This window comes from Brevibacillus schisleri, from assembly GCF_055685845.1.
This window is the reverse complement of record NZ_JBVNDM010000001.1, coordinates 650671-671426: the sequence shown is the minus strand read 5'-3', so window position 1 is coordinate 671426 and position 20756 is coordinate 650671. Positions and strand designations below refer to the sequence as shown.

19 protein-coding genes are annotated in these 20756 nt (G+C 46.5%); 3 read left to right on the top strand and 16 right to left on the bottom strand.

Going from position 1 to position 20756, the window contains the following annotated elements:
• The 5 genes from ACUUHJ_RS03525 to ACUUHJ_RS03505 all read right to left on the bottom strand — a co-directional run bounded on the left by ACUUHJ_RS03525 (window position 1) and on the right by ACUUHJ_RS03505 (window position 4860).
• Complete coding sequence (locus tag ACUUHJ_RS03525; RefSeq protein ID WP_289676018.1) at window positions 1-927, bottom strand: type II secretion system F family protein; 927 nt, start codon at window positions 925-927, stop codon at window positions 1-3.
• Window positions 905-2293, bottom strand: a complete 1389-nt coding sequence (locus ACUUHJ_RS03520) for a CpaF family protein (RefSeq protein WP_289676017.1) — start codon at window positions 2291-2293, stop codon at window positions 905-907. Before ACUUHJ_RS03520 ends, ACUUHJ_RS03525 begins: the two co-directional genes overlap by 23 nt.
• Before the next feature lie 13 nt (window positions 2294-2306).
• A complete protein-coding gene (locus ACUUHJ_RS03515) occupies window positions 2307-3464 on the bottom strand; it encodes a CpaE/TadZ family protein (RefSeq protein ID WP_289676016.1) in 1158 nt (385 codons plus the stop codon).
• A gap of 3 nt (window positions 3465-3467) precedes the next feature.
• Window positions 3468-4307 (bottom strand): CpaB family protein, encoded by an 840-nt coding sequence (locus ACUUHJ_RS03510; protein ID WP_289676015.1) that lies wholly within the window; start codon window positions 4305-4307, stop codon window positions 3468-3470.
• 97 nt (window positions 4308-4404) lie between these two features.
• A complete protein-coding gene (locus tag ACUUHJ_RS03505; protein WP_289676013.1) occupies window positions 4405-4860 on the bottom strand; it encodes a prepilin peptidase in 456 nt (151 codons plus the stop codon).
• 221 nt (window positions 4861-5081) lie between these two features.
• Between ACUUHJ_RS03505 and ACUUHJ_RS03500 the strand changes: the two genes are divergently transcribed.
• From ACUUHJ_RS03500 to ACUUHJ_RS03490, 3 genes are all read left to right on the top strand, one after another.
• On the top strand, window positions 5082-5402 hold the full coding sequence (locus ACUUHJ_RS03500) for a thioredoxin family protein (RefSeq protein ID WP_289676012.1): 321 nt from the start codon (window positions 5082-5084) through the stop codon (window positions 5400-5402).
• A gap of 155 nt (window positions 5403-5557) precedes the next feature.
• Complete coding sequence (locus tag ACUUHJ_RS03495) at window positions 5558-6709, top strand: response regulator (RefSeq protein WP_472298249.1); 1152 nt, start codon at window positions 5558-5560, stop codon at window positions 6707-6709.
• A gap of 32 nt (window positions 6710-6741) precedes the next feature.
• Entirely contained in the window at window positions 6742-8136 is a 1395-nt protein-coding gene (locus ACUUHJ_RS03490; RefSeq protein ID WP_472298248.1) for a DUF4832 domain-containing protein, read from the top strand.
• Window positions 8137-8207: 71 nt separating this feature from the next.
• Here the strand turns inward: ACUUHJ_RS03490 and ACUUHJ_RS03485 are convergent, their stop codons facing one another.
• From ACUUHJ_RS03485 to ACUUHJ_RS03435, 11 genes are all read right to left on the bottom strand, one after another.
• Window positions 8208-8894, bottom strand: a complete 687-nt coding sequence (locus tag ACUUHJ_RS03485; protein ID WP_472298247.1) for a DUF4956 domain-containing protein — start codon at window positions 8892-8894, stop codon at window positions 8208-8210.
• A gap of 22 nt (window positions 8895-8916) precedes the next feature.
• Entirely contained in the window at window positions 8917-9651 is a 735-nt protein-coding gene (locus tag ACUUHJ_RS03480; RefSeq protein WP_472298246.1) for a polyphosphate polymerase domain-containing protein, read from the bottom strand.
• A complete protein-coding gene (locus ACUUHJ_RS03475; protein ID WP_472298245.1) occupies window positions 9648-11372 on the bottom strand; it encodes a CotH kinase family protein in 1725 nt (574 codons plus the stop codon). The genes ACUUHJ_RS03480 and ACUUHJ_RS03475 overlap by 4 nt, the downstream gene beginning before the upstream one ends.
• A 31-nt stretch (window positions 11373-11403) precedes the next feature.
• On the bottom strand, window positions 11404-12804 hold the full coding sequence (gene pelG / locus ACUUHJ_RS03470; protein WP_472298244.1) for an exopolysaccharide Pel transporter PelG: 1401 nt from the start codon (window positions 12802-12804) through the stop codon (window positions 11404-11406).
• 5 nt (window positions 12805-12809) lie between these two features.
• On the bottom strand, window positions 12810-14216 hold the full coding sequence (gene pelF / locus ACUUHJ_RS03465; RefSeq protein ID WP_289676006.1) for a GT4 family glycosyltransferase PelF: 1407 nt from the start codon (window positions 14214-14216) through the stop codon (window positions 12810-12812).
• Window positions 14217-14219: 3 nt separating this feature from the next.
• Window positions 14220-16043 (bottom strand): DUF2194 domain-containing protein, encoded by a 1824-nt coding sequence (locus ACUUHJ_RS03460; RefSeq protein WP_472298243.1) that lies wholly within the window; start codon window positions 16041-16043, stop codon window positions 14220-14222.
• Window positions 16044-16123: 80 nt separating this feature from the next.
• Complete coding sequence (locus ACUUHJ_RS03455; RefSeq protein ID WP_472298242.1) at window positions 16124-17086, bottom strand: hypothetical protein; 963 nt, start codon at window positions 17084-17086, stop codon at window positions 16124-16126.
• Window positions 17079-19283, bottom strand: a complete 2205-nt coding sequence (locus ACUUHJ_RS03450) for an NAD-dependent epimerase/dehydratase family protein (RefSeq protein ID WP_472298241.1) — start codon at window positions 19281-19283, stop codon at window positions 17079-17081. The genes ACUUHJ_RS03455 and ACUUHJ_RS03450 overlap by 8 nt, the downstream gene beginning before the upstream one ends.
• Window positions 19280-19699: a response regulator gene (locus ACUUHJ_RS03445; RefSeq protein WP_289676002.1), complete on the bottom strand. Its 420-nt coding sequence runs from the start codon at window positions 19697-19699 to the stop codon at window positions 19280-19282. Before ACUUHJ_RS03445 ends, ACUUHJ_RS03450 begins: the two co-directional genes overlap by 4 nt.
• Window positions 19700-19928: 229 nt before the next feature.
• Complete coding sequence (locus ACUUHJ_RS03440; RefSeq protein WP_472298240.1) at window positions 19929-20219, bottom strand: response regulator; 291 nt, start codon at window positions 20217-20219, stop codon at window positions 19929-19931.
• 193 nt (window positions 20220-20412) lie between these two features.
• Window positions 20413-20742: a hypothetical protein gene (locus tag ACUUHJ_RS03435; RefSeq protein WP_472298239.1), complete on the bottom strand. Its 330-nt coding sequence runs from the start codon at window positions 20740-20742 to the stop codon at window positions 20413-20415.
• Between the last annotated feature and the right edge of the window lie 14 nt (window positions 20743-20756).

Sequence of the window (20756 nt, the reverse complement as noted above, 5' to 3'; positions counted from 1 at the left end):
TCACACCTTTATGTTGGTCACTTTCTTTACGAGGATATAGGACAAAAGAGTTCCGATTACGAACAACCCCAGAAGAAAAAGACCAAATCCGGAAAACAACGGATCAATAAAGCCTTCGTTCATCATGTTCATCATCAGTACCAGGGCAATAGGCATAATCGGCACCAAGATGGAGACGTATCGCTGCTCGGCGGTCATCGTCTTAATCTCCTGATTCACAATGCGGCGATCCTCCAATGTCTCTGCCATTTCCTGCAGCACTTGGCTCAAATTCCCCCCTGCGCGCCGTTGAATCAACAGCGTAGCAGTAAAGATACGGAAATCCCGCGTCGGTATCCGTTTTTCCATGTCAGAGAGCGCGCGGTCAAAGCTAACGCCAAGCTGCAGCTCGCGCGCCATACGGCTGAACTCTTCGCCAGCAGGGTAATTCATCTCTTTCGCAACAAGCGTGATCCCCTGCGAGAGCGTAAGGCCTGCCCGCAATGAGTTTGCCAAAAGGCGGCACACCTCGGACAGCTGTTCATTCAACCGCTCCTGGTACTTATTTCGTCTGACGAAGAACAACACGTTCTGTATGAGATACATCACCGCTGCACCAATAATGAGGTTGTAAGGAAAGGGAATATTCACCACGTTACTGAGTAAGAAAGCGAGTCCCATAGTCCCTACAATCAAAATTCCGTAAAATTCCGAGGGCGCAAGCGGGAAGTTCGCTTTGATCAGCTTTTTTTGGATTTCCTTGGCATAGGGCGTTTGGTCAAATTTATCTCCCCAAACGATGACGACGCTTTTTCGTTTTCCCTTTACCTCGAACCATTCTTCCGCTTTCTTTTTCCATTCGGTCTTCTTGGCCCGATAACCGAGATACTCGTACATGCCCCAGATGCCAAACAACACCGCGAAACTAAACAGAATAGGCATGGTCACGCTGCTTCCCTCCTTCCGCCCTGAACATGGATTCATCCAGATTGATTCCAAAAACTTGAAGCCTCTCCAAGCACCGTGGAATTACCCCCGTTGCCGTAAAGTAACCAAGCACTTCCCCTTTTGCGCCGATTCCCTTTCGCTGGAAACGAAAAATCTCGTTGACCTCTACTCGTTTGTCTTCCGTTTTCGCTACTTCCGAAATCGAAACGATTTTACGTGTTCCGTCTGACAGGCGTGTGACCTGGACGATGATATCCAGCGCACTGACGATATATTCGCGGACAATCGAGGAGGGCAAATCCATCCCAGCCATAACGACCATCCCTTCCAAACGGTTAAAGGCATCCTGTGGTGAGTTGGCGTGAACAGTTGTAAGTGATCCTTCATGCCCGGTATTCATGGCCTGCAGCATGTCGAATGCCTCTGGACCCCGTACCTCCCCGACGATGATTCGGTCTGGCCTCATCCGCAGGGAGTTTCGCACGAGCTGACGGATGGTAACTTCCCCTGTTCCCTCCATATTGGGCGGGCGTGCCTCCATCCCAATACAGTTGGGGTGAGTCAGCTTCAACTCGGCCGAATCCTCAATAGTTATGACACGTTCGTAGTGCGGAATCGCTTTTGCTGTCGCATTCAGTAGCGTTGTCTTACCACTACCGGTCCCGCCAGAGATCAGCACGTTCATTTTGGCTTCCACCACGGCTTGAATGAACTGAGACATCGCTTCACTGAAAGAACCAAATTGCATCAGATCATCCATCAAGAAAGGCTCTTTGCGAAATTTACGGATCGAAACGAGTGTGCCATTGAGACTGATCGGAGGGATGACGGCATTCACACGGCTTCCATCCTTCAGACGGGCGTCGACCATCGGCGAGCTTTCATCGATTCGACGGCCAAGCGGTGCCACAATCCGGTCCACGATATGCCGCAAGTGTTCCTCGTCTCGAAATTTTAAATCGGTTAATTCCAGCCTTCCCCGTTTCTCGACGTATACCAGGTTATGTCCGTTAATCGAGATCTCCGTGATTTCTGGATCGGCAAGCAGCGGTTCAAGTGGGCCAAGCCCCACCGATTCATTGATCAAACGAGTAAGCAGAATGTCCTTTTCATTTCGTGGAATGACTACTTTCTCTTCCGACATGTATTGGGAGACGAGACGCTCGATTGCGAGACGCATCTCATCTGAACGTAGACTAGTCAACCTCTCCAGGTTGGTTTCACGCAAGAGTCGGGTCTTGTAATGCTCAGCCAGCTCGTCAATATACGGATTGAAGGAAGGAGCTGCTAGTGTGGCAGCGAGTGTAGTCTGCTTTGCCTCATCCCCTGGCTCTGTCTGCTCTTGCTTGCGTCGGAATAAAGCCATCTAACTCCCACCTTTATGACAGTTTCTTGAGTACCCATTTTCTGATGTCTTTCGCAGCCGGAGAGAGCTTCTTCTCATTCGGTTCTTTTTGCAATGGTCGGCCTTGATTAACGGCAGCTTGAACTCCTTGATGATCCCTGCTGATTTCAGCAGTAATCGGAGCGTTGAATAATCCTTTCAAATCCGATACGTTCAGTTCGTTATCCCGTCCCACCTGGTTGACGATCACTTCGAGCCTGCCTGCCGTATCAATCCGAAGCCGTTTGAACAGGTCTTCCACGAGTCGGTAAATTTGTACGGACGGTGTATCCAGATTCATCACGTAGTAAATCATGTCCGACTCTGACAAAGCGGCAAAGGTTAGCTCGTTCATATGCGTTGGCAGGTCGAGAATGACAAAGTCATAACTGCGGCGACTGGCACGGATCAGCCTGGTGACGAAGGCTTCGGACATATTCTCGGCTGTCTCGGCATCCCGCGGGCTGACCAGCACCTCCAGCTTGGAATAGTTCTCCCTCTGCGCCACGTTGCGAATATGAAATTCGTTGATTTCATCCATAACCGGCATCAGATCGCCCAATGTACGGTTGTTTTCAAACGACAAGAAGGTTTCTACACCACCGTATTGGAGATTGAGGTCGATGAGCAGCACACTTGCCGTAGATTCCAGCTTCAATGCTTGCGCAAAGCCAGTTGCCAGCTGCGTTCGCCCGCTTCCCCCTTTTCCGCTGTAAAAGGAGTACACCTTCCCCCGTCCTCTCACAAAAGCCTTGCCGGATACATCCGCGCCCTTTTTTCTCTGTTTGATTAGGGATAGATCGGATATTTTGTCGAGACGATCAGACAAAAGGTTGAGCTCATCAGGCATGACAATGTATTCAACCGCACCCGCACGGACGACATCTCGCAGCAAGACAAAATCCTGTCTTTCCGTCAGATAAATGACAATGCCCTCCGGCAGCTCCCCTTGTATATACTGCACCAGTTCTACTCCTGCTCCGTCTTCCGGCTGCACGAGCAAAACGACATCGGGTCCAATGCGGTCAATTTCTTTTTTCACTTCGCTGGAAGTCGTGTATCGTACTTGCTCGTAAACGGACAGAATTTCCCTCAGCATGTCTTTTACAGAGTCGTAATCCGCAACGACGAGAATTTTCATATCTTTGTTCATGACTTATCCTCCGGTTTTCGGTGGTTGATTAGTTGGCTGCGGTGGTACCGAAGTTGGTTTGCTTTGTGGCTGAACCGGAGCCGTTGGTGGTGTCTGGACGGCGGGCTGTCCGGCAGGCTGTGCCGCAGGTGGCGTTACTGCTGGTGTCCCAGGTTTGGCGTCGGCTGGTTTGCCAGGCGGTTTCGTCTGTTCCGGGGTAGGCTCCACAAACGGATCAGGAATGCCCAAATCTCCTTTGCCCACATTCGCTTTCAAAATGCGAACCATCTGGGCGTAATGCTGCTGGTGAATGAATTTCGGTGCTTCCTCAAACGGCAGTTCCAAAGCCACGCCCTTGAAGCTGTTCTCCGATTTTGCTACCATGGCGACCGGTACGTCTTTCATGAACACTTCCGTTACGGGCTTTCCACTCACCTCATGCGAGATAATGATGTCGACCCGGTCTAGCGCTTCCAGCTCTTGGTCGAAGACGATATTATTCGATGAAAATACCGTCACGAGCCTGTTGTTCTCGTCCCGAACAACATTTGCTGGCTTCATGATGTTTTTCGTAATGATATCCCCCTTCGACAAAGGGACAATCGTGACTTGATTTTTCAAACTGGCTTTATCGATCACATACGAATCATCCGCGTACTTTTTGGGGATTTCCCTTACGGTCAATTGGTCGGGTTGAATCAGTGCCCGAGATGGAATGTCTGCATTCGCCTCGTAAATTTCCACCATCTCGCCAAGCTGCGCGTTCAAATCCTTGATTTTTTGCAAAAACAGAAAGCCCGCCAGAGCAGCAAGTAGGAACGATAATACAAGGAAGATGATTGCTCTACGTTTTGATTCCAACATCTGAAGATTCCCTCTCTTTTTTGAAAAATCCATTCAAGTGTCATGTTTTGTCGTTTTATTACCAAGATTCCGAATCAGCAACCTTATGAGAAAAAGACTAGTAATACGTAACCATGACCAGCATTAGACTGGTTCCTCCAGCGATAAATGGCGCCAGTGGTATCTCTCGGTTAAACTTCATTCTGCCCGTCATCTTGGATATGACCCATATGGGAAGTACACTGACTCCCGCGAGCAAATACGTAAGCATGAGTACGACCAATCCCGCTTGCCATCCAACCGCCGCTCCCACCAAAGCCAGCAGCTTGATATCGCCTCCGCCCATCTGCCCTTTACTGATCACCGCCATGAGCAGTGAGATTCCGCCCAGCACGATAGCGCCCATCGCATAGGTTAGCCATTTTTCCGGATGAAGGTACGCATGCACGAGGAGAAAATAAACGATTCCCGGAAGCGTCAGCCAGTCGTAAATGAGACGACTGCGTAGGTCGGTATACATAGCGACTACCATTACGAAAAGAATGGGAATGATGACATACATGGATAACAACATATGTCCTCCTTCCTGCTATTTAGGAAAAATTCACCATTACAGACGGAGGATTTTAGAAGATTGTTGCAAAAATACCCAATTTTTTTGGGTATTTTACTGGAAATTGCTTTCATTCTCTTTTTTCCTGAGATTGGGCGGGACGTTTTTCCTTTTCAATCTGTCGAATCGTAGGGTAAGCTGATGATAATGTGTGAGGACAACGAAACAAGAGGTGGAGAACTGTGCAGGAATATGTAGAACTGACTGAACTGTTTACAGACATCGAGGGCCATCCCCTCAGCCTGCTGTTCATTAAAACGGCAAACTGCGGTGTTTGCGATGTCACCTACGCAAGAACGGTAGAACTGCTGAAACAATACCCACAAGTGAAAAGTATGGTTGCATCCATGGAAAAAATGCCTAATCTTTCCGGTGAGTTTCTCGTATTTACAGCTCCGGCGATCCTTCTGTTTATGGACGGAAAAGAAGTGTTCCGACAAGCCCGGTTTGTCTCGTTTGATAAGTTGGAGCATGTTCTGAAGTTGACAGTGGATGCGACCTAGGCGAAGAATACCCTAAATCGCTAAAAAATTCACATTTCCCTCCACCGTAAAGATTTGGATAACCCCTCTTTTGATGATAGAGTAGAAAGTATGAACAAATCAGATTCGTAAGACAATCTGTTGCATTTTATCGTTTTTTGAAGGAGAGACAGTGGATGAGAGCCTTATTGGTAGACGACGAGCAGCTACCCTTGATGCATCTGCAACGATTGCTAGAAAAAGATGTTGGCGGCGTTAAGGTAGTCGGAGCCTACACCAATCCTCTCGAAGCGATCGACCAAGCAATATCTCTTCAACCAGATGTCGTATTTTTAGATATTAATATGCCGCGCATCAGTGGACTGGAGATCGGAGAACGTCTGCAAGGAATCGATAACTCCCCGGAGATCGTATTTGTCACAGGGTACGATAAGTACGCCGTTGATGCTTTTGAGCTATGCGCGCTGGATTACATCATGAAGCCCGTACAGCTTCAACGCTTGCAAAAGACAATGGACCGTCTTCGTGAGAGAATCAAGTCCGCGAAAGAAGCCGCGCCTGTTAAAGAAGAGTCAGTCGTCTCCATCCAATGCTTCAATAGTATTTTGTTTCACCAGCCAAATCAGGAGCCGCAAGAGATCAAGTGGCGCACGAATAAAGCCCGCGAGCTGTTTGCGTATTTGTTGCATCACCGCAACAAAATGATCGACAAAGATTCGCTTATCGAGCTTTTGTGGCCGGACTATGATGGTAGCAAAGGCGTAACCCAGCTATATACGACGATTTACCTCATCCGGCAAACCTTGAAACGCTATGGTCTCCAAACGATATCGATCAACAAAGGCAATTTAGAAGGCGGCTATAAGCTGACGATTGATTCGGCTACGATCGATGTGGAGGAATGGGAGAATCGTCTCAAACAAATCCCTCCCCTCTCTCTTGCCAATATGAAGGAGTATGAGCAATTGCTCGCAGCGTATACAGGCGATTATTTCGGAGACTACGACTATTTGTGGGCAGAGTACGAGCGGGAAAGACTCCGCAGAATGTGGCTTTCGCTCGCCAAAACAATGAGCAGCTTTTATTTGGGACACGGCAGAATACGAGAGGCGATCAACGTCAACCAACGCATTCAGAATTTGCACCCGCTTGAAGAAGACAGCTACATGATCTTGATGCAGCTATACGCTTCCTTGGACGATCATGCGGCTGTAGAAGAACAGTATCAACTCTTGACCTCTCGATGGGAGAATGAACTCGGCTCAGCAGCAAACGAACATATCACCAAGTGGTATCACATATGGAAACAAGAGACAGAACAAAAGTAATGCTACTCTCTCACTAAATCTAGGGGGCACTCATGAAGCTCAGAAGTGTTCTATACAGCGTACTTCTCGCTGCTTTTTGCATTCTACCTTCCTCTGCCGCCGCCTCCAGTTATGGAACGGCGACCTATTCACCAAAACAAACCCAAGACGTGCTCCGAAACCCGTATATGGGACTGGTTCCCGACTCACGGACGAGCAATCTTGAGCAAGAACACACGCTTGTCTATGCCAATCTTACCTGGAGGATGCTCGAGCCTACTAAAGGGGATTATGCATTTGATGAGGTCGAAGATGCGATCCGGTTTGATGAATGGACAGAAAAAGATGTCAAGTTCATCCTCCGTATCGTAATGGATATTCCTCACACCAAATCGGACATGGAGATACCGGATTGGCTATACAACGAGATCGGTGGGGACAATGACAACTTTGAAGACGGCGAGTGGTATCGAAACGACTATGGCAAAGGCTATAGTCCTAACTACAGCAACCCATTGATCATCAAATACCACAAACAGTTGATTGACGCCCTGGGAGAACGTTACAAGGACGATCCCCGCATTGCTTTCATTCAACTGGGAAGCGTCGGTCACTGGGGAGAATGGCACACCGATACGTCTATTCCTTTCCCTGCGACAGAAGTCACGGATCAGTACGTCCAACCGTACCTGGATAACTTCCCTGATTCCATGCTACTGATGCGAAGACCACATCCAGTCGCCAAAGAGTACAAGCTGGGCCTGTTTAACGACATGTTCGGCAACAAAGAAGATACAGACAGCTACCTGTCCTGGATACAGAAGGGCTATGTATCCTGGCTGACCAAAGAGACAATGCCTGCCATGCCTGACTTTTGGAAGTACGCACCAAGCGGCGGAGAGTTCTCCCCATCGGACTCGTTAAACAGCTACTTTGATCGCTCCTCCATTAACCAGGTAATCTATCAAGCCAAAGCTTCGCATATTAGCTGGCTTGGCCCCAATACACCTGCACAGATCGAAAAAGATAGCGAACAACAACAATACTTGGACCGCTTTTTAAACACGATTGGCTACCGCTTCTCCATCACCAAAGAGACACATGCCAAAGCAGTCCGGCCCGGAGAAAGCCTCGCTGTAACGATGGATTGGCAAAACCGCGGTGTCGCTCCTTTTTATTTCCCGTGGATTCTCGAGCTGTCACTCACGGATGAAAATGGCGAGATCGTAACCAAGACCAAAACGGACGAGGACATCCGCAAATGGCTTCCTGGCACGAAAACCGTCAAGCAAAGCTTGAAAATCCCAGATGATTTACCAGAAGGAACATACACCCTCTGTGTGGCTATCCTCGATCCGCATACGGAAGAACCGGGCATTCAATTTGCCATGGAAGGAAAAAGAGCGGACGGAAGATACACACTTGGCAAGGTTCAAGTACGAGACTGATCATCAAAGGAAAAAGCCCTTCCTGACAACCTGTAAAGGAGTCGTCAGAAAGGGATTTTTTTGTAGAACATTTATGGTGCATAATCGCCATCGTAGCTGACCAACGATACGTTTTTCACACCTTCTACCTCTGAAATATCTTGTACAAATGCCGTATTATCTCCTTTAATTTTTACTTCTACAATCAATTCCACCATCTCTTTGTTGACTGTCTTTGATTTCAGCGTGTACTTTAGCTTGTTCAGCTGGTATTTGACTCCGTCATTGGCTTGATCCTGATAGGTAATAATGAGCAGATAAGCAACATCGCTCATTTGCCGCTTGGATAATACGACAATGACACCCGCCACTACCAGAGATCCTAGAACGGAAACCGGGTACACACCTGCTCCCGTCGCAATACCTACCGAGATCGACCAAAACATGAAGACAATATCCAACGGGTCTTTGATGGCGGTACGGAACCGCACAATGCTCAACGCGCCGACCATCCCGAGAGAGAGCACGATATTCGTGCTAATCGTCATGATAATCAGGCAAGTAAGCATGGCCATGGCCACCAGCGTGATGTTAAAGGTGTGCGTATAGACGACACCGCGAAACGTTTTCCTGTAAATATAGTAGATGAACAACCCAAGCACTCCCGACAGCACAAGACCTATGACGGTATCGATGATCGAGATGCTGGCGAATTGATCCATTTTTAAGACGCTTTTTTTGATGATATCTTGAAAAGTAATCGTATTGGTCGTGTCCATAATTTCTCGACTTCTCCTCACACTAAAGATTATAGTACTTTTTGGTTTCCTCTCTGCAAATGACATATTTGGAGATAGCCGACCGCTGATTACTCAGGTTTTGTAGCAAAAGTCTCATATTGAATGGCAGGAATTGATCGTACTTCACTTCCATGATCATCATCGGCTGATGAATCGCTCTGACCATCATGATGTGTTCGTCAAAAATATCAAGCGAATTGACGTTTGCCTTCAAGTACTTATCAAATGTAATTCGGACATTCCCTTCTCTCACCAAATACGCCTCTCGAACATAATCCGTGATGACGCGAGGCCGAAACAGATGATTCTTGCACGACAAATAAAAATCACGCAGCACAGCACTTTCCGTCTCACGTAAAAACTCAACCTCGCCTGCCAAAATCTGTTCATACCCATCCCGCGTAATCGACGCTGATTCTTTGCAAATGTATCCGCCAAACTTGCTCTTTCGCTCCATCTTGATGACCGCATCACTTTTGTTGTAAATGCGAATGCGATACTTTTTTCTTTGAAAAACCCCGTAGTTTTTTTCATAGAGAGCTGTATCGTGATAGTCATCAAAATACAGGCTGCGAATATGATACCCTTCCTCACTTACAGAATGAGGGTCAGGAGTCGCGATCAGACGTAATTTCTGCCGGAGCGGCTCATAATGACTCAGCCGAAGATAATACTTCAACTCATGCCGCAATCGCTTGTTTCCGAGCTGGATGCCCGTGCTCTGGATTCCCTTCATTTCAACACGAACTCCTTCACCCCATGATAAATCGCATCCTCCGGCTCTACTCTGTCAAATGCCGTCTGTACGTTCCCTTTGCTATCCCGTACAATCACCCGCCAGAAAAAGCGACCTTTTCCCGGATCGTTTATCATGTATTGGACTCCTGTCAGCCCCTTTGCCTGCGCGTGTATCTTCGTAAACGCAGGATCGTAACTAACAGCAAAATCGTAGGTCAGATCGTCTCCTTGGAGATCATAGGAATGGTCCCAAGCGAAAATGAGCTTATCTCCTTCTTTTCTTGGCTCTCCCATAAAAAAGGGCATCGGATTCTCTTGGCGTTCATAGTACCTCTTTTTGTTGCGTTCTGGTTCACCAGAGAGAAGTGCTTGCTCCTTGTGAAAATAGGAGACATCTAACGGCAAATTATATAAATCAGGTAGTTGTAGCACGTATTTGCTCACAATCGGATAATAGCTCTGCAAGTATTTTTCCGTCTGCTCTTTCGTAATGATCTTGCTGACTTCCTCAACCTTTTCGTTTAGCTCCTTGATGTTTTCCGGGTCTTTGAAGACGCGGCGATGCAGGTTCGACACCCAGTATTCGGAGAGGCCAAACTGCCATGGACCGAGTCCTTTTTCTGGACTGCGCTTGAGCTCTTCTTCGAAAAATCCCCATGTTGAGTCATAGTCCCACGGGAGGAAATACCATTTGTTCGAGTTGCTTGGGCTGTATAAATAAAAATTGTGTACAGCCGTGTCGTGATTCCCCATCAACAGGTTGGATGCCATCCATGTATAGTAGTTCTCCCGATCAAAATGCTTGTCCAAAAAGTCCTGCGTATTCATTGCAGGATTATGGAGATCCTCCAGCATGGCAATGAGCTTTTCATGGTTTTCGCTGCCTTTGATCTCCAAAATTTTCTCAAATGCTTTCTTGTCGTAGGTAGGATCGGTCGCCAGCTTGATCTGATCCTCGTAGCGATGGAACTCGAAATCAATTGCCTTGTACAAGTTTCCGTTCCGGTCCAATCCGTGCGCCTGCAAAAATGTTTTGTTTGGCTGTTCAATTTGAGTGAACAAACCATAATCAACAAAGTCCCGGTCCGGATTTTTTTTGGTCAAATCCTTGATTTTTACTTGAACGAACTGCGTCCGCAAGCTGGTCATATTCGGCATCTGCTCGAAATAATCAAAGCTAAGCTTTTGTCGAACACGCGTCATATCAGACTTGTGCTTGCTTAAGTTGATGTTGCGCTGATCCCGCCAGTATCCGGCACTTTCGAACAAACGGATTTTGTACGATTTTTGTTCCGCTCTCCTGCTCGATTCCCCTCGCAGCTCAATCGTTCCGTTCGCTCTCGTCTCGCCAAAACCAAAGTGGCCTTGAGTAGGCCCCTCCGCCGTCCCTTCCTGCATAATGACTTTGGCCTGGAGATCTTCTCCCTTTTCATTCCGTCCACTAGGAGCTAGATTGAGTTCCGTAAAGGTAGTCGTCTTCAGTTTTGAATTTTCTTCGTTGACTACCGTCACATATAAATGGACGATGCTCCCATCCACATCCTGATCGTATACGCTTCTATTCTCAATCAGCCCCTCGTTCAGCTGCTGAGTTGGTGCCACCTGGCTCGTTGCTGACGGGTTGTCTGACACCGGTTGTTCAGGTACATCCTGTGTACAGCCAGTCGTTACAACTCCGAATGCTACGAGCAGGCTCAGTATGAATCGTTTTTTCTTCAACCTAAGTCCTCCCCAATCCATCAGTCCCCATCTATTCCATTCGCTTTCCTTTGACAAAGAGCGGTTGTAGGCAATAGGTGTAATAATCAATATTTTTCAGGTAATAGATCAGCCTGCCAAGACCGGCTACCAGTGCAAGAAACGAAGCAATAAAAAATGAAAAGCCGTAGTTATGAAGGGGCAGCATCGCTATGGTGATGACAACCGTACTGATGAAAAATAAGGTCGTCACCGCAAGCGCTCCCTTTCGATCGTCAAAATAGAGCAGCATTAGTACGACCACAAACATCACAGCGTACAAGTATCCCGCTATCACCAGGATGTTGTATCGCTCGATCTGCTCGGACGTAAACCCGATGTGCGGAAGCAATGTAATTCCCAGAGCCAATGCAACGAAGGAAAAGAACAGCTGCACTTCCATCATGAAGCTGAGCTCTTGCATCAATGTTTGGACCATATCTGTTTTTGCCCGCTTGATATCCTGCACCGAGCCTGTGCCCAATATTGTTCCGTAATACGCTCGATACTTCTCGTAAAAAGCGGTCTCTACAGATACAACAAACATGACCATCGTGGGCAATATGCTCAAGGAGGCGTAGAAAGCAGGCACGTCATAAAAAGGCGCAATCACGTAAGTATCCGCCACAACTTCTTGAAGCGGACTCCCCAGCCAGTAAATAAAATGGTGCACATAAAAGCCGAGAGAGCAAAAGAGACCCACGCCCAGCAGACTTGGGTATTTCTTCACGTACTTCACGAAATCGAAGTAGTTCCTCTCCCGCTTCGGGAAATAGCTCTCCAGATGAACCATAGACAGAACGATCATGATAAAAAAGCCAAGATCCAAAGAAATCAGCATGGCGATTCCTTTTTCCAATTCAGTCAAATAAGACAGTAAAAACGCAGCCAGAAGCGTCACGGCAACAGCCGCCAAATACCCGCGAATAATGCGCATATAATCCTTTAATGCGGACAAATAGGCGGATTGAAGCCATACGACGATCAGTTCCACAAAAAGAAGGTAAGCGACAAGCTTAAAGCCAAACGGCAAAGGAGCGAGCCAGTAAAAAGCACCGCCGAGAATACCCCCCAAGCCCAGGCAAACAGCGATAACTCCATACAAAGAAGCAATGATGTCGTTATACTCGCGTAAGTAAATTTTGTCTGCTATATAGCGGGAAATGACCATGGAAAAACCACAGGTAACCAATAGTGAAAACACGAACGCATAAACAACAGCTGCTAAAAAAGACATCCTCTCCAAATAACTGACATTCAATTGAAGAAGAATTTGCTGTAGCACCGTGATCATGACCATACAAATCAGCATCGGTCCGACTGTGACCAGCGAAGAAAATGCATACGCCTTCACACTGGACAAATACCCTTTATTCCGAAACATTTTCTTCAGTTCAAAGCCAATCCCCGCCATGTTTCTTACACCTCATATTTCCGGTACATTTTGCGGTATCCCGCCAAGAAGTTCTCATGTGTGTAAATTTCCGATACTCTTTGGAAACCGCATTTGCCCATCCGCCGTCTCAATGGCTCGTTTTGGCACAATGTAATGATCGCTTGGGCAATTTGAGTAAAATGCATGACGGGGACCGTTATCCCTGCGTTGCCATAGTTGTCACCATTGCCGTACAACAATTCCCGACAGCTTCCCACGTCCGTTGTGACGAAAGGCTTTCTGCATGCCATTCCTTCCAAAATAACAAGCGGTTGGCCTTCGCTGATGCTGGTTAAAACAAGCATGTCCATTTTTCCGAGATACTCTTTCACATTAACCGCACCCGTAAACGTAACATCCTCAAGCTGAAGGCTGTCGACCAATTGCAAGCATTCTGTATAGTACTCCTCATCTTCATCCGTCGGGCCCATGATAACAAAGCGTGCGTGTGGAACTTGTTCTTTAACGAGTCCAAAGCTATGAAGCATTGTTTTAATATCTTTGATAGGTACCACGCGGACAACAGCACCAATGGTGATTGTGTCGTCCTTTTTTTCCTCCACGATGTCAGCATAATGACTCACTTTTACACCGTTCGGGATCACGGACACTTTGGAGGGATCACAGCCTAGCTCGATCTGAATTTCCTTGTTCCGCTCAAACAACGTGATTACCTCATCCGCGTAGGAATAGGCACATGCAGAAAGATTATGAAAATAATCGATCCAAATATCCTTAAAGTGACCCTTGATCCAGCTTGCCTTGATAATTTCTTCTTCCCGCTCGCGGGTATAAATTCCATGCTCCGTCAGCAAAAATGGCTTTGCATGCAGATACTTCCCGAGACTCCCTGCTACACCGCCATATCCCGTACAAACACTGTGATACAAATCCGCTTGCGGCATGCCGTTTTGAATGATCTGACATAGCGGCAACACCATCGAGCGAATCATCCAGATCATTTCGGTAAAAGGAATTTGCGGATATTTTTGCTCGCAAAGACGTTGAATGACCTCGAAAAAGTCCTTGCTCGTAAGCAACTCGGCTACGGATGGCACCTTACTCCCCGACAACACAGAAAACAGAGCATGCCAGTCACCTTTGCTGCCATCGAGCAACGAAAGCAACGCCTGCTGCTCATCCTCAGTCAGACCCAATCGCTTGCCCGGTGCAGCCTCTTCTTTCAGATAGGCATCCAGAAATACCTCTTTGATTTCCACTACATTCGCGGAGAGCTGGTAGACGTACTTCCCCCTGTTTTTCTCCTCTGCACCAATTGCATAAATGATAAACTCATGCTCCGGCATGCTATCGATTAAGGAATGAATCCAGCTCGAGACTCCCCCTGTAATATACGGGTAAGATCCTTCGGCAATCAGACAAATTTTCATCGCTTACTCTTCCAGTCCTATTTCAAATTTTGCACCCGTTGCATGCACGAGATAGACGCCTTCTTCTATTTTTTCTACCGTGCAATTGACCAAGCTCGTCATTTTTTTGTTTGTCCGCAAGATGTAATACATGTCTTCGGAGAAATTGTTCATGTAGCCTGTCATTTTTTTATCCGTATGCGAGATATATACATCCGTCTGTAAATAGCTTTCAAGGCTTGTTGCAGCTTCGGAAGCAGTCTGGCTACGCAGCCATGGATACTGCTCGTAAAGCTCTTCCAGCATGAGTTGAAAGTCTTTCACCAATTCCGACCACGACTTGTTATTGCTTCGCTCCTTGTCCAACACATCGTCAGGATGAACAAAATGAGAAAAAACACCGATGGATGTGATCGCATTCGTTATGTACCAATCATGAATGTCTGTGCGACTGTATCCGGAGGTAATACGCGGCAGCTCTACAATGCCATCTTCGGCCACGGAAAACTCCTGGATGTATTCGTGTGTACTATCTGATTCCGCATACAAGGAGGCAATGATTCTCAGATCAGGAAAAGACTTTTTCAGTGCTCGACGCCCTTCCTCTCCCAACACGTTGGAAGGCGGGACATACGTCTGTATGTCATATGCCGAGAAGACCTTCTTGATATAATTGTCCAGATACGCAAGTGACTCGGCCATACTTGCTTCATCCGGCCAAGCCTTATACTCGTAAAGGCTCGCCGTCGCTTGATCGGTAACCAGTGATTGATGATTGTATCCGTGGATGCCCAATTCGCCACCCATTTTCAACAAATCCCTGCCGTACGTAATCAGATTGTTCGAATCCGTTCCTTCCTCATCAGTGAAGGGCGGAGCAACCCGGTTATTGTAGGTATTGATAATAGCTCCCGTGTAGGTCACATCGTAATCGGCAGCAAGCTTGATCATGTCCGGCCACCACACATCCCGAAAGAAGCTGGGAATATCTTTGCGGTACTCGCGGTAAATACTCGGCTCGATCCCCTGACGAAATGGGGCCGGAAAATCGTCAATATACATGACTTTCATATTGAAAATGGGGTACATGAAATCTGGATTCAGTAAACTGATGCCACCAGCAATCAGTCCTCTGTTCATGGCAGATTGCATATTCGTCCCGTTATAGACCATGAGCTTTCCCTGTCCATATCGGGTCTCCCATAGCAGTGGCATATTGTCGGCGGAAACAGCGTGAACCTTCGCTTGCCTATCCAGCTCTACGGGAATCGAGGAATTCACAATGGCATCTGAGCCGATTTTTGCATCTTCTCCTTTGATCAAGAGATTGGATGTCATCTGAATGCCGTTTGTCACGATAGGGAGATTGATCGAATTGATCCCTAGTTTTCGGTATATGCGGTACAAGCTGTCATTGTATTCAGGCGTACGTGAAAAGAACACATTTCCACCATTGTGCGCATATTCCATCATCGCATCCAGATTGGCTAGCATGTCCAGATTTTCTATGGTGACAATGACCGTCATGTATTGGGGGTCGGGCTTCGAGAACTGCTTAACGTCAGCAAGCTCGTACTCCTTTTTCATATACCGCAGCACTTGCTCCACATTCCTCGCAATTGCCATGCTGCTCTCATCCTTGGAATCATGCAGAATGAGGAATCTCTCCTTTACCAGCTTGGCGATTTCCTCCTGGCTGATCGCGTTTTGCTTCGGCTCGTCAGCCTCTTTTCCCGCGCCTCCTGACTTATTACTGCTCACCTGAAGGATGAACTGGGATCGGGTAGCTTCAATAGTGATCCCCAGAATCGCCACAAAGATCAGAATGATGTAGATGTTTTTTTTCACGGGAATATCGTTGGACCTCGACCTGCTCCATTCTCTGCCCTTTTCCCTGTCTCTTTTCCTTCTCCTGAACCTAGTCATTCTCATTTTGTATCGCTCATCTCTTTCAGTTTCGTACCTATTTCCTGTGCAACAGCGACTTCCGCCCAATTGCTGTCTTGCTCATCGTTCCAGTAGCGAATCATCATCAGCGTGGCGTGGGATATTTTAACCGACGAACTTTTTAACCGATTCATTTCAGCCACAAACCCTGCGTAGTCTCTGATCGTAAAGAAGCGCTTGAGCGACATGACATATGGCTGCTCGCTTTCCGGATGATACTTATGAAACAATTCACAGTACTGTTCCGCTTTTTCATAGGACTGGTTCACCAGCTCACAATTGATCTTGTCCACAAAATAGCTTTCTTCTTCCTGATAAATGTCCAATAATGACTCCAGAACAAACGAATACGTGTAGCTGTATTTCACATAAGTGCGTTGATCAAGGAGTGAACTGTCCAGATACTTCTTCAATACGTCTGCGTAGGCGCGTAGAACCGCAAGCTCCTGCTTGTTCTCCTCGTATTTCACAGATAAATCCTGCAGTTGGAGCTGAAGGTTTCGCCGCATTTCCGTTAAAGCGGCTGCCGCGTAGTGAACCGTTTCCGAATCCTCGTTTTGCAAGGCTGTCTCCAATGTACCGATCTGCCAAATAGTCTGCTCTTTCAAGACATCGATCAGCATCTTTCGGCGTGTGCTCGTGTCGTTCAAAAACAAAATATCCTCAACCGGGACGATGTTCATTTCCTTTTCCATGTCCGCTCTTCGGAAAATATTCGATCCCTCCGCTTGCTTCAGCAAATCGCTCTCTAGCATCAGTTCATTCACATTCTTTTTCGATGTTCGTTTGTACACATCGGTAATCCCCAATAACAGGAGGCCAAAAATGGGAAGGAAGCCAGTAACAAGCATTCGCATAATCAGTACCTGCTTGTTTTTGCCGCGGCTTTGCATCCAACTGTAACCAACAGACACCAAGACATGGAGGAGGACTAGATTAAACATAAGCGCCATCCTTCAAGGAGAAGCGATCCTGGTCTTTTTCCTGCACAATTCTCGATGCAATACCGAGTCTACCAAGCCTATCAATCACGATACGGGCTTCTTGCTCGTTGGAATTGGAGAGAATGATATAGACATCTCCGGCTTCGTCCATTCCCATATAATCTGCTTCGCGAAGAGAACTGGCGACATAGGTAGCAAGTGTATGATGATCCATTTGCGCAGAATCCACTGCCAAGAGGGTAAAGTCAGTGTTTAACTGTTGCTTGGCGTCCCTTTTGTTCTTCACCATTGCTGAAAAATAAGCAGGAATCAGGATAGGGGTATCGTCTAGGTAACGGTCCTTTTGTGTGGAGTTTAAGTATCGAAGAGAACGGGACAAAGCGGATGAGATCAATTGAACGGCAACCTGAAAAAGGTTTTGGGTGTACATCGTAAAGTTTTCAAACCCGAGTTGTTGCAATGTGACCACCGCAACCATTTTTCCCTTGTCAAAAATAGGAGCTGCTATAAGGGGCATGTCGTGACGTAGCTCTTTATTCACGATGATCTTTTTCATCGTCATTAATTCAGTAAGGTAAGCATGTTCACTCATTTTCAGCGAGCGTGGCAGATCAAAGCCCGCTTTATTCGATTTGGCCATCAATCGCAAGAAAGAGCCATTTTGATTCATCGTATAAATGGCGATCTCATCGGACTTCATGATTCTTTCCAGTACCTTGACTGATTTCTGCAATACGCGTTCAGGCTCCAGGCTGTCCAACTCTTTGGTGATGTTGTAGATTTTTCCAAAGCTGTCTTCTGAATTCACGATCTGCTGCTGCAATTCTTGCTTTACCATCAGAACATCGTTATAAATGTCTTTTAAAAAATCATACTTTTCTTCCAGCGCTTGCTTTTGCAGCTCCTTGGACAATACGTCCCTGTTGCGTTTGTCGATCGAATAGCCCACAGCAATCCCGATAATAAAATAGACAGCGATATGAAACAGAACATTCGCGTCATATAAGAGCGATACGACATCGCGGCCGTTATGCAGGCTTTCTCCGATGAAAAGTCCACAAGCCAGGATAACCGACAAGAGGGATTGCTTCGTTCCGTAAATGGCGCCAATCAACACGATGTAAATCAGCTTGAGATCAAAGACACCGCTATTAACCGTTCCAATTGTCGTAAAAACCACCAGAAGAAACGCAAGAATGTTCTCTATGTACGGCCTTGCATCCCATGAACGGAGCCAATGGATCGCTTTCTTCGCTTCGCTCTCCTGCTCTTGTTCTTTCTCTGCGACGGTCTCCTGATACCACTGCGCCGTTTTTTCCAGCCCCTCCGCCAATGAATACATCGGGATCCAATCTAGTCTTCGTTTTGCCCACGTATTGTCCAAAACCGACTTATCTACGTCTCCTGGGCGTTTTTCCCTTCGTGATATTCCTTGAAGAGGCTGGTTAGCCCTGAGAATATCAATCAGCTCATTAATGCTGCTTTCCTGGTTCGTAGACAAATTCATCACACCGGTATCATCCGTAGTAACGGAACGGAAAATGGCATCAGCTACATCCTCTACATAAATAAAGTCTCTCGTTTGGCTGCCATCCCCGTGCAGAACTATTTCTTTCCCATGGTTGATCTGGGTTAAAAAAGTAGAGATAACGCCGCCATCCCCTCCTGCACTTTGTCTGGGGCCATACACATTTGCCAAGCGAAAGGCTACCGTTTGCAAGCCGTACATTTCTGTCCATTTGCGGCAATACATTTCGCCGATGTGCTTGTTTATTCCATAAACAGATACCGGATCACATGCTGAATCTTCGAGTAAAGGTGTACATTCATTCATGCCGTAAACGGCGGCTGATGACGCAAAAATAAATTTGGACACGCCATATTTGCTCGATAGCTTTAGCATATTCACGAGTCCCAGAATGTTCGTATTCGTATCCAACAGGGGGTCTTCCATGGATGCAGCAACACTTACTTGGGCCGCTAAATGAATGACGACATCGAACTTGTTGCTCTTAAATACTTCATCACATTTTTTATCCGCTACATCCAGCTCGTATGCCTTATGCGGAAATGTGACGTTCCTCTGATTGCCTGAGCTGAGATTGTCGAGGATGAAAACCTTATACCCTTCCTTATAAAATCTCTCCGCGACAAAAGAACCAATGAATCCATAACCACCTGTGATCAAGACTTTCATGCTAACACCTCAGCTATTTGTTTCTCCTGTCGATCCCCACGACGATCATCTACTCCTGTTCCCAGCAATTTTTGGACAGCCCATTCGATTCGCTCCAGCTGCAGTGGCTTCGCAATGAAATCCCGCGCACCTGCCTGAATCGCCTTGAAGACGGTATCGTTCCTAGACACTGCTGAGCAAATAATGATCTTGGCATCCTTGTCCAACTCCATGATTTTGCGTGAAGCAGTCAAACCGTTCATGCCGGGCATGGTAATGTCCATCGTAACGAGTGATGGTTTGTACAAGCAGTAATTTCTAACAGCCTCCTCTCCCGAAGCAGCTTCCGCAACCACATGCAGCCCTAACGTCTCAAATATGTTACGCAGCACACGTCTCGTAAACGCCGTATCATCAACAATCAGAATGCTATTCATCCAAAACGCTGTCTCCCATCCTATCCATCTATATCTTTTGGGCTATTTTATTATAGTAATATATTCCTGATGGCAATACCAACCAAAACTAACGCCTCTTATACTTTCATTTTCATAGGCATAAAGCCCCTCTACTTCGTGGCTTTACCCATTCTACTAGGATCATCTCAACAATTTCTGAACAAGAGACAAAAAGAAGAGATGACTCCGCCACCACAGCTATTTTGTTTCACCTAGAATCTGTTTCCAACAAATGCTGAACAGCCCATTCAATCCTCTCGAACTGTAAGGGCTTTGCTATAAAATCACGCGCACCAGCCTGAATCGCTTTGATGACCGTATCGCGTCGTGCAACTGCGGAGCAAATAATGATCTTCGCATTCTTATCCAGCTCTATAATTTTTCGGGAAGCAACCAAACCGTTCATGCCCGGCATCGTAATATTACCTAATTTCTCAAACATGTTACGCAGCACGAGTCTCGTAAACGCTGTATCATCAACAATTAAAATGGTATTCATTCAAATTGTTTTCTCCCATCTTTTATACCGCGATTTTCGAACTATCATAAAGAGGTTTACTATATGCTAAAGCGACATAATTTAATCATTTTCTACATTCTACTAAGAACATCTAGACAACTTCTGAACAGGAGAACATCTTGTCCTCCATTCCATTACGGGGAAATAAAAAAACCGAAGCATCCGCTTCGGCTCAACTCACTCTATTATTCGGTTCTCTTTTGCCAAAAAGATCTTTCGCCAGTGTGAGATACCACGCAACTATTTCCATAAAAGCAAGGATAACAAACAAAGCCCATAGATCCCCTTGGGTAAGGTGGTACAACAGGTTATCAATTTCTGTACCAGAGCCGCGCACCAGAGACTGCAAAAAAAATACAATTGGACCGACAATAGAAAAAAATATAGTTATCATCGAAAAAAGGGTACGCCGTTTCCGAATTAGATACACAATACCACTAATTATTGTTATGAGGATACATATATAATAGACACTCCACACCCATGGAGGTAAAGTTTCCATGGTAGCCCTCCTTT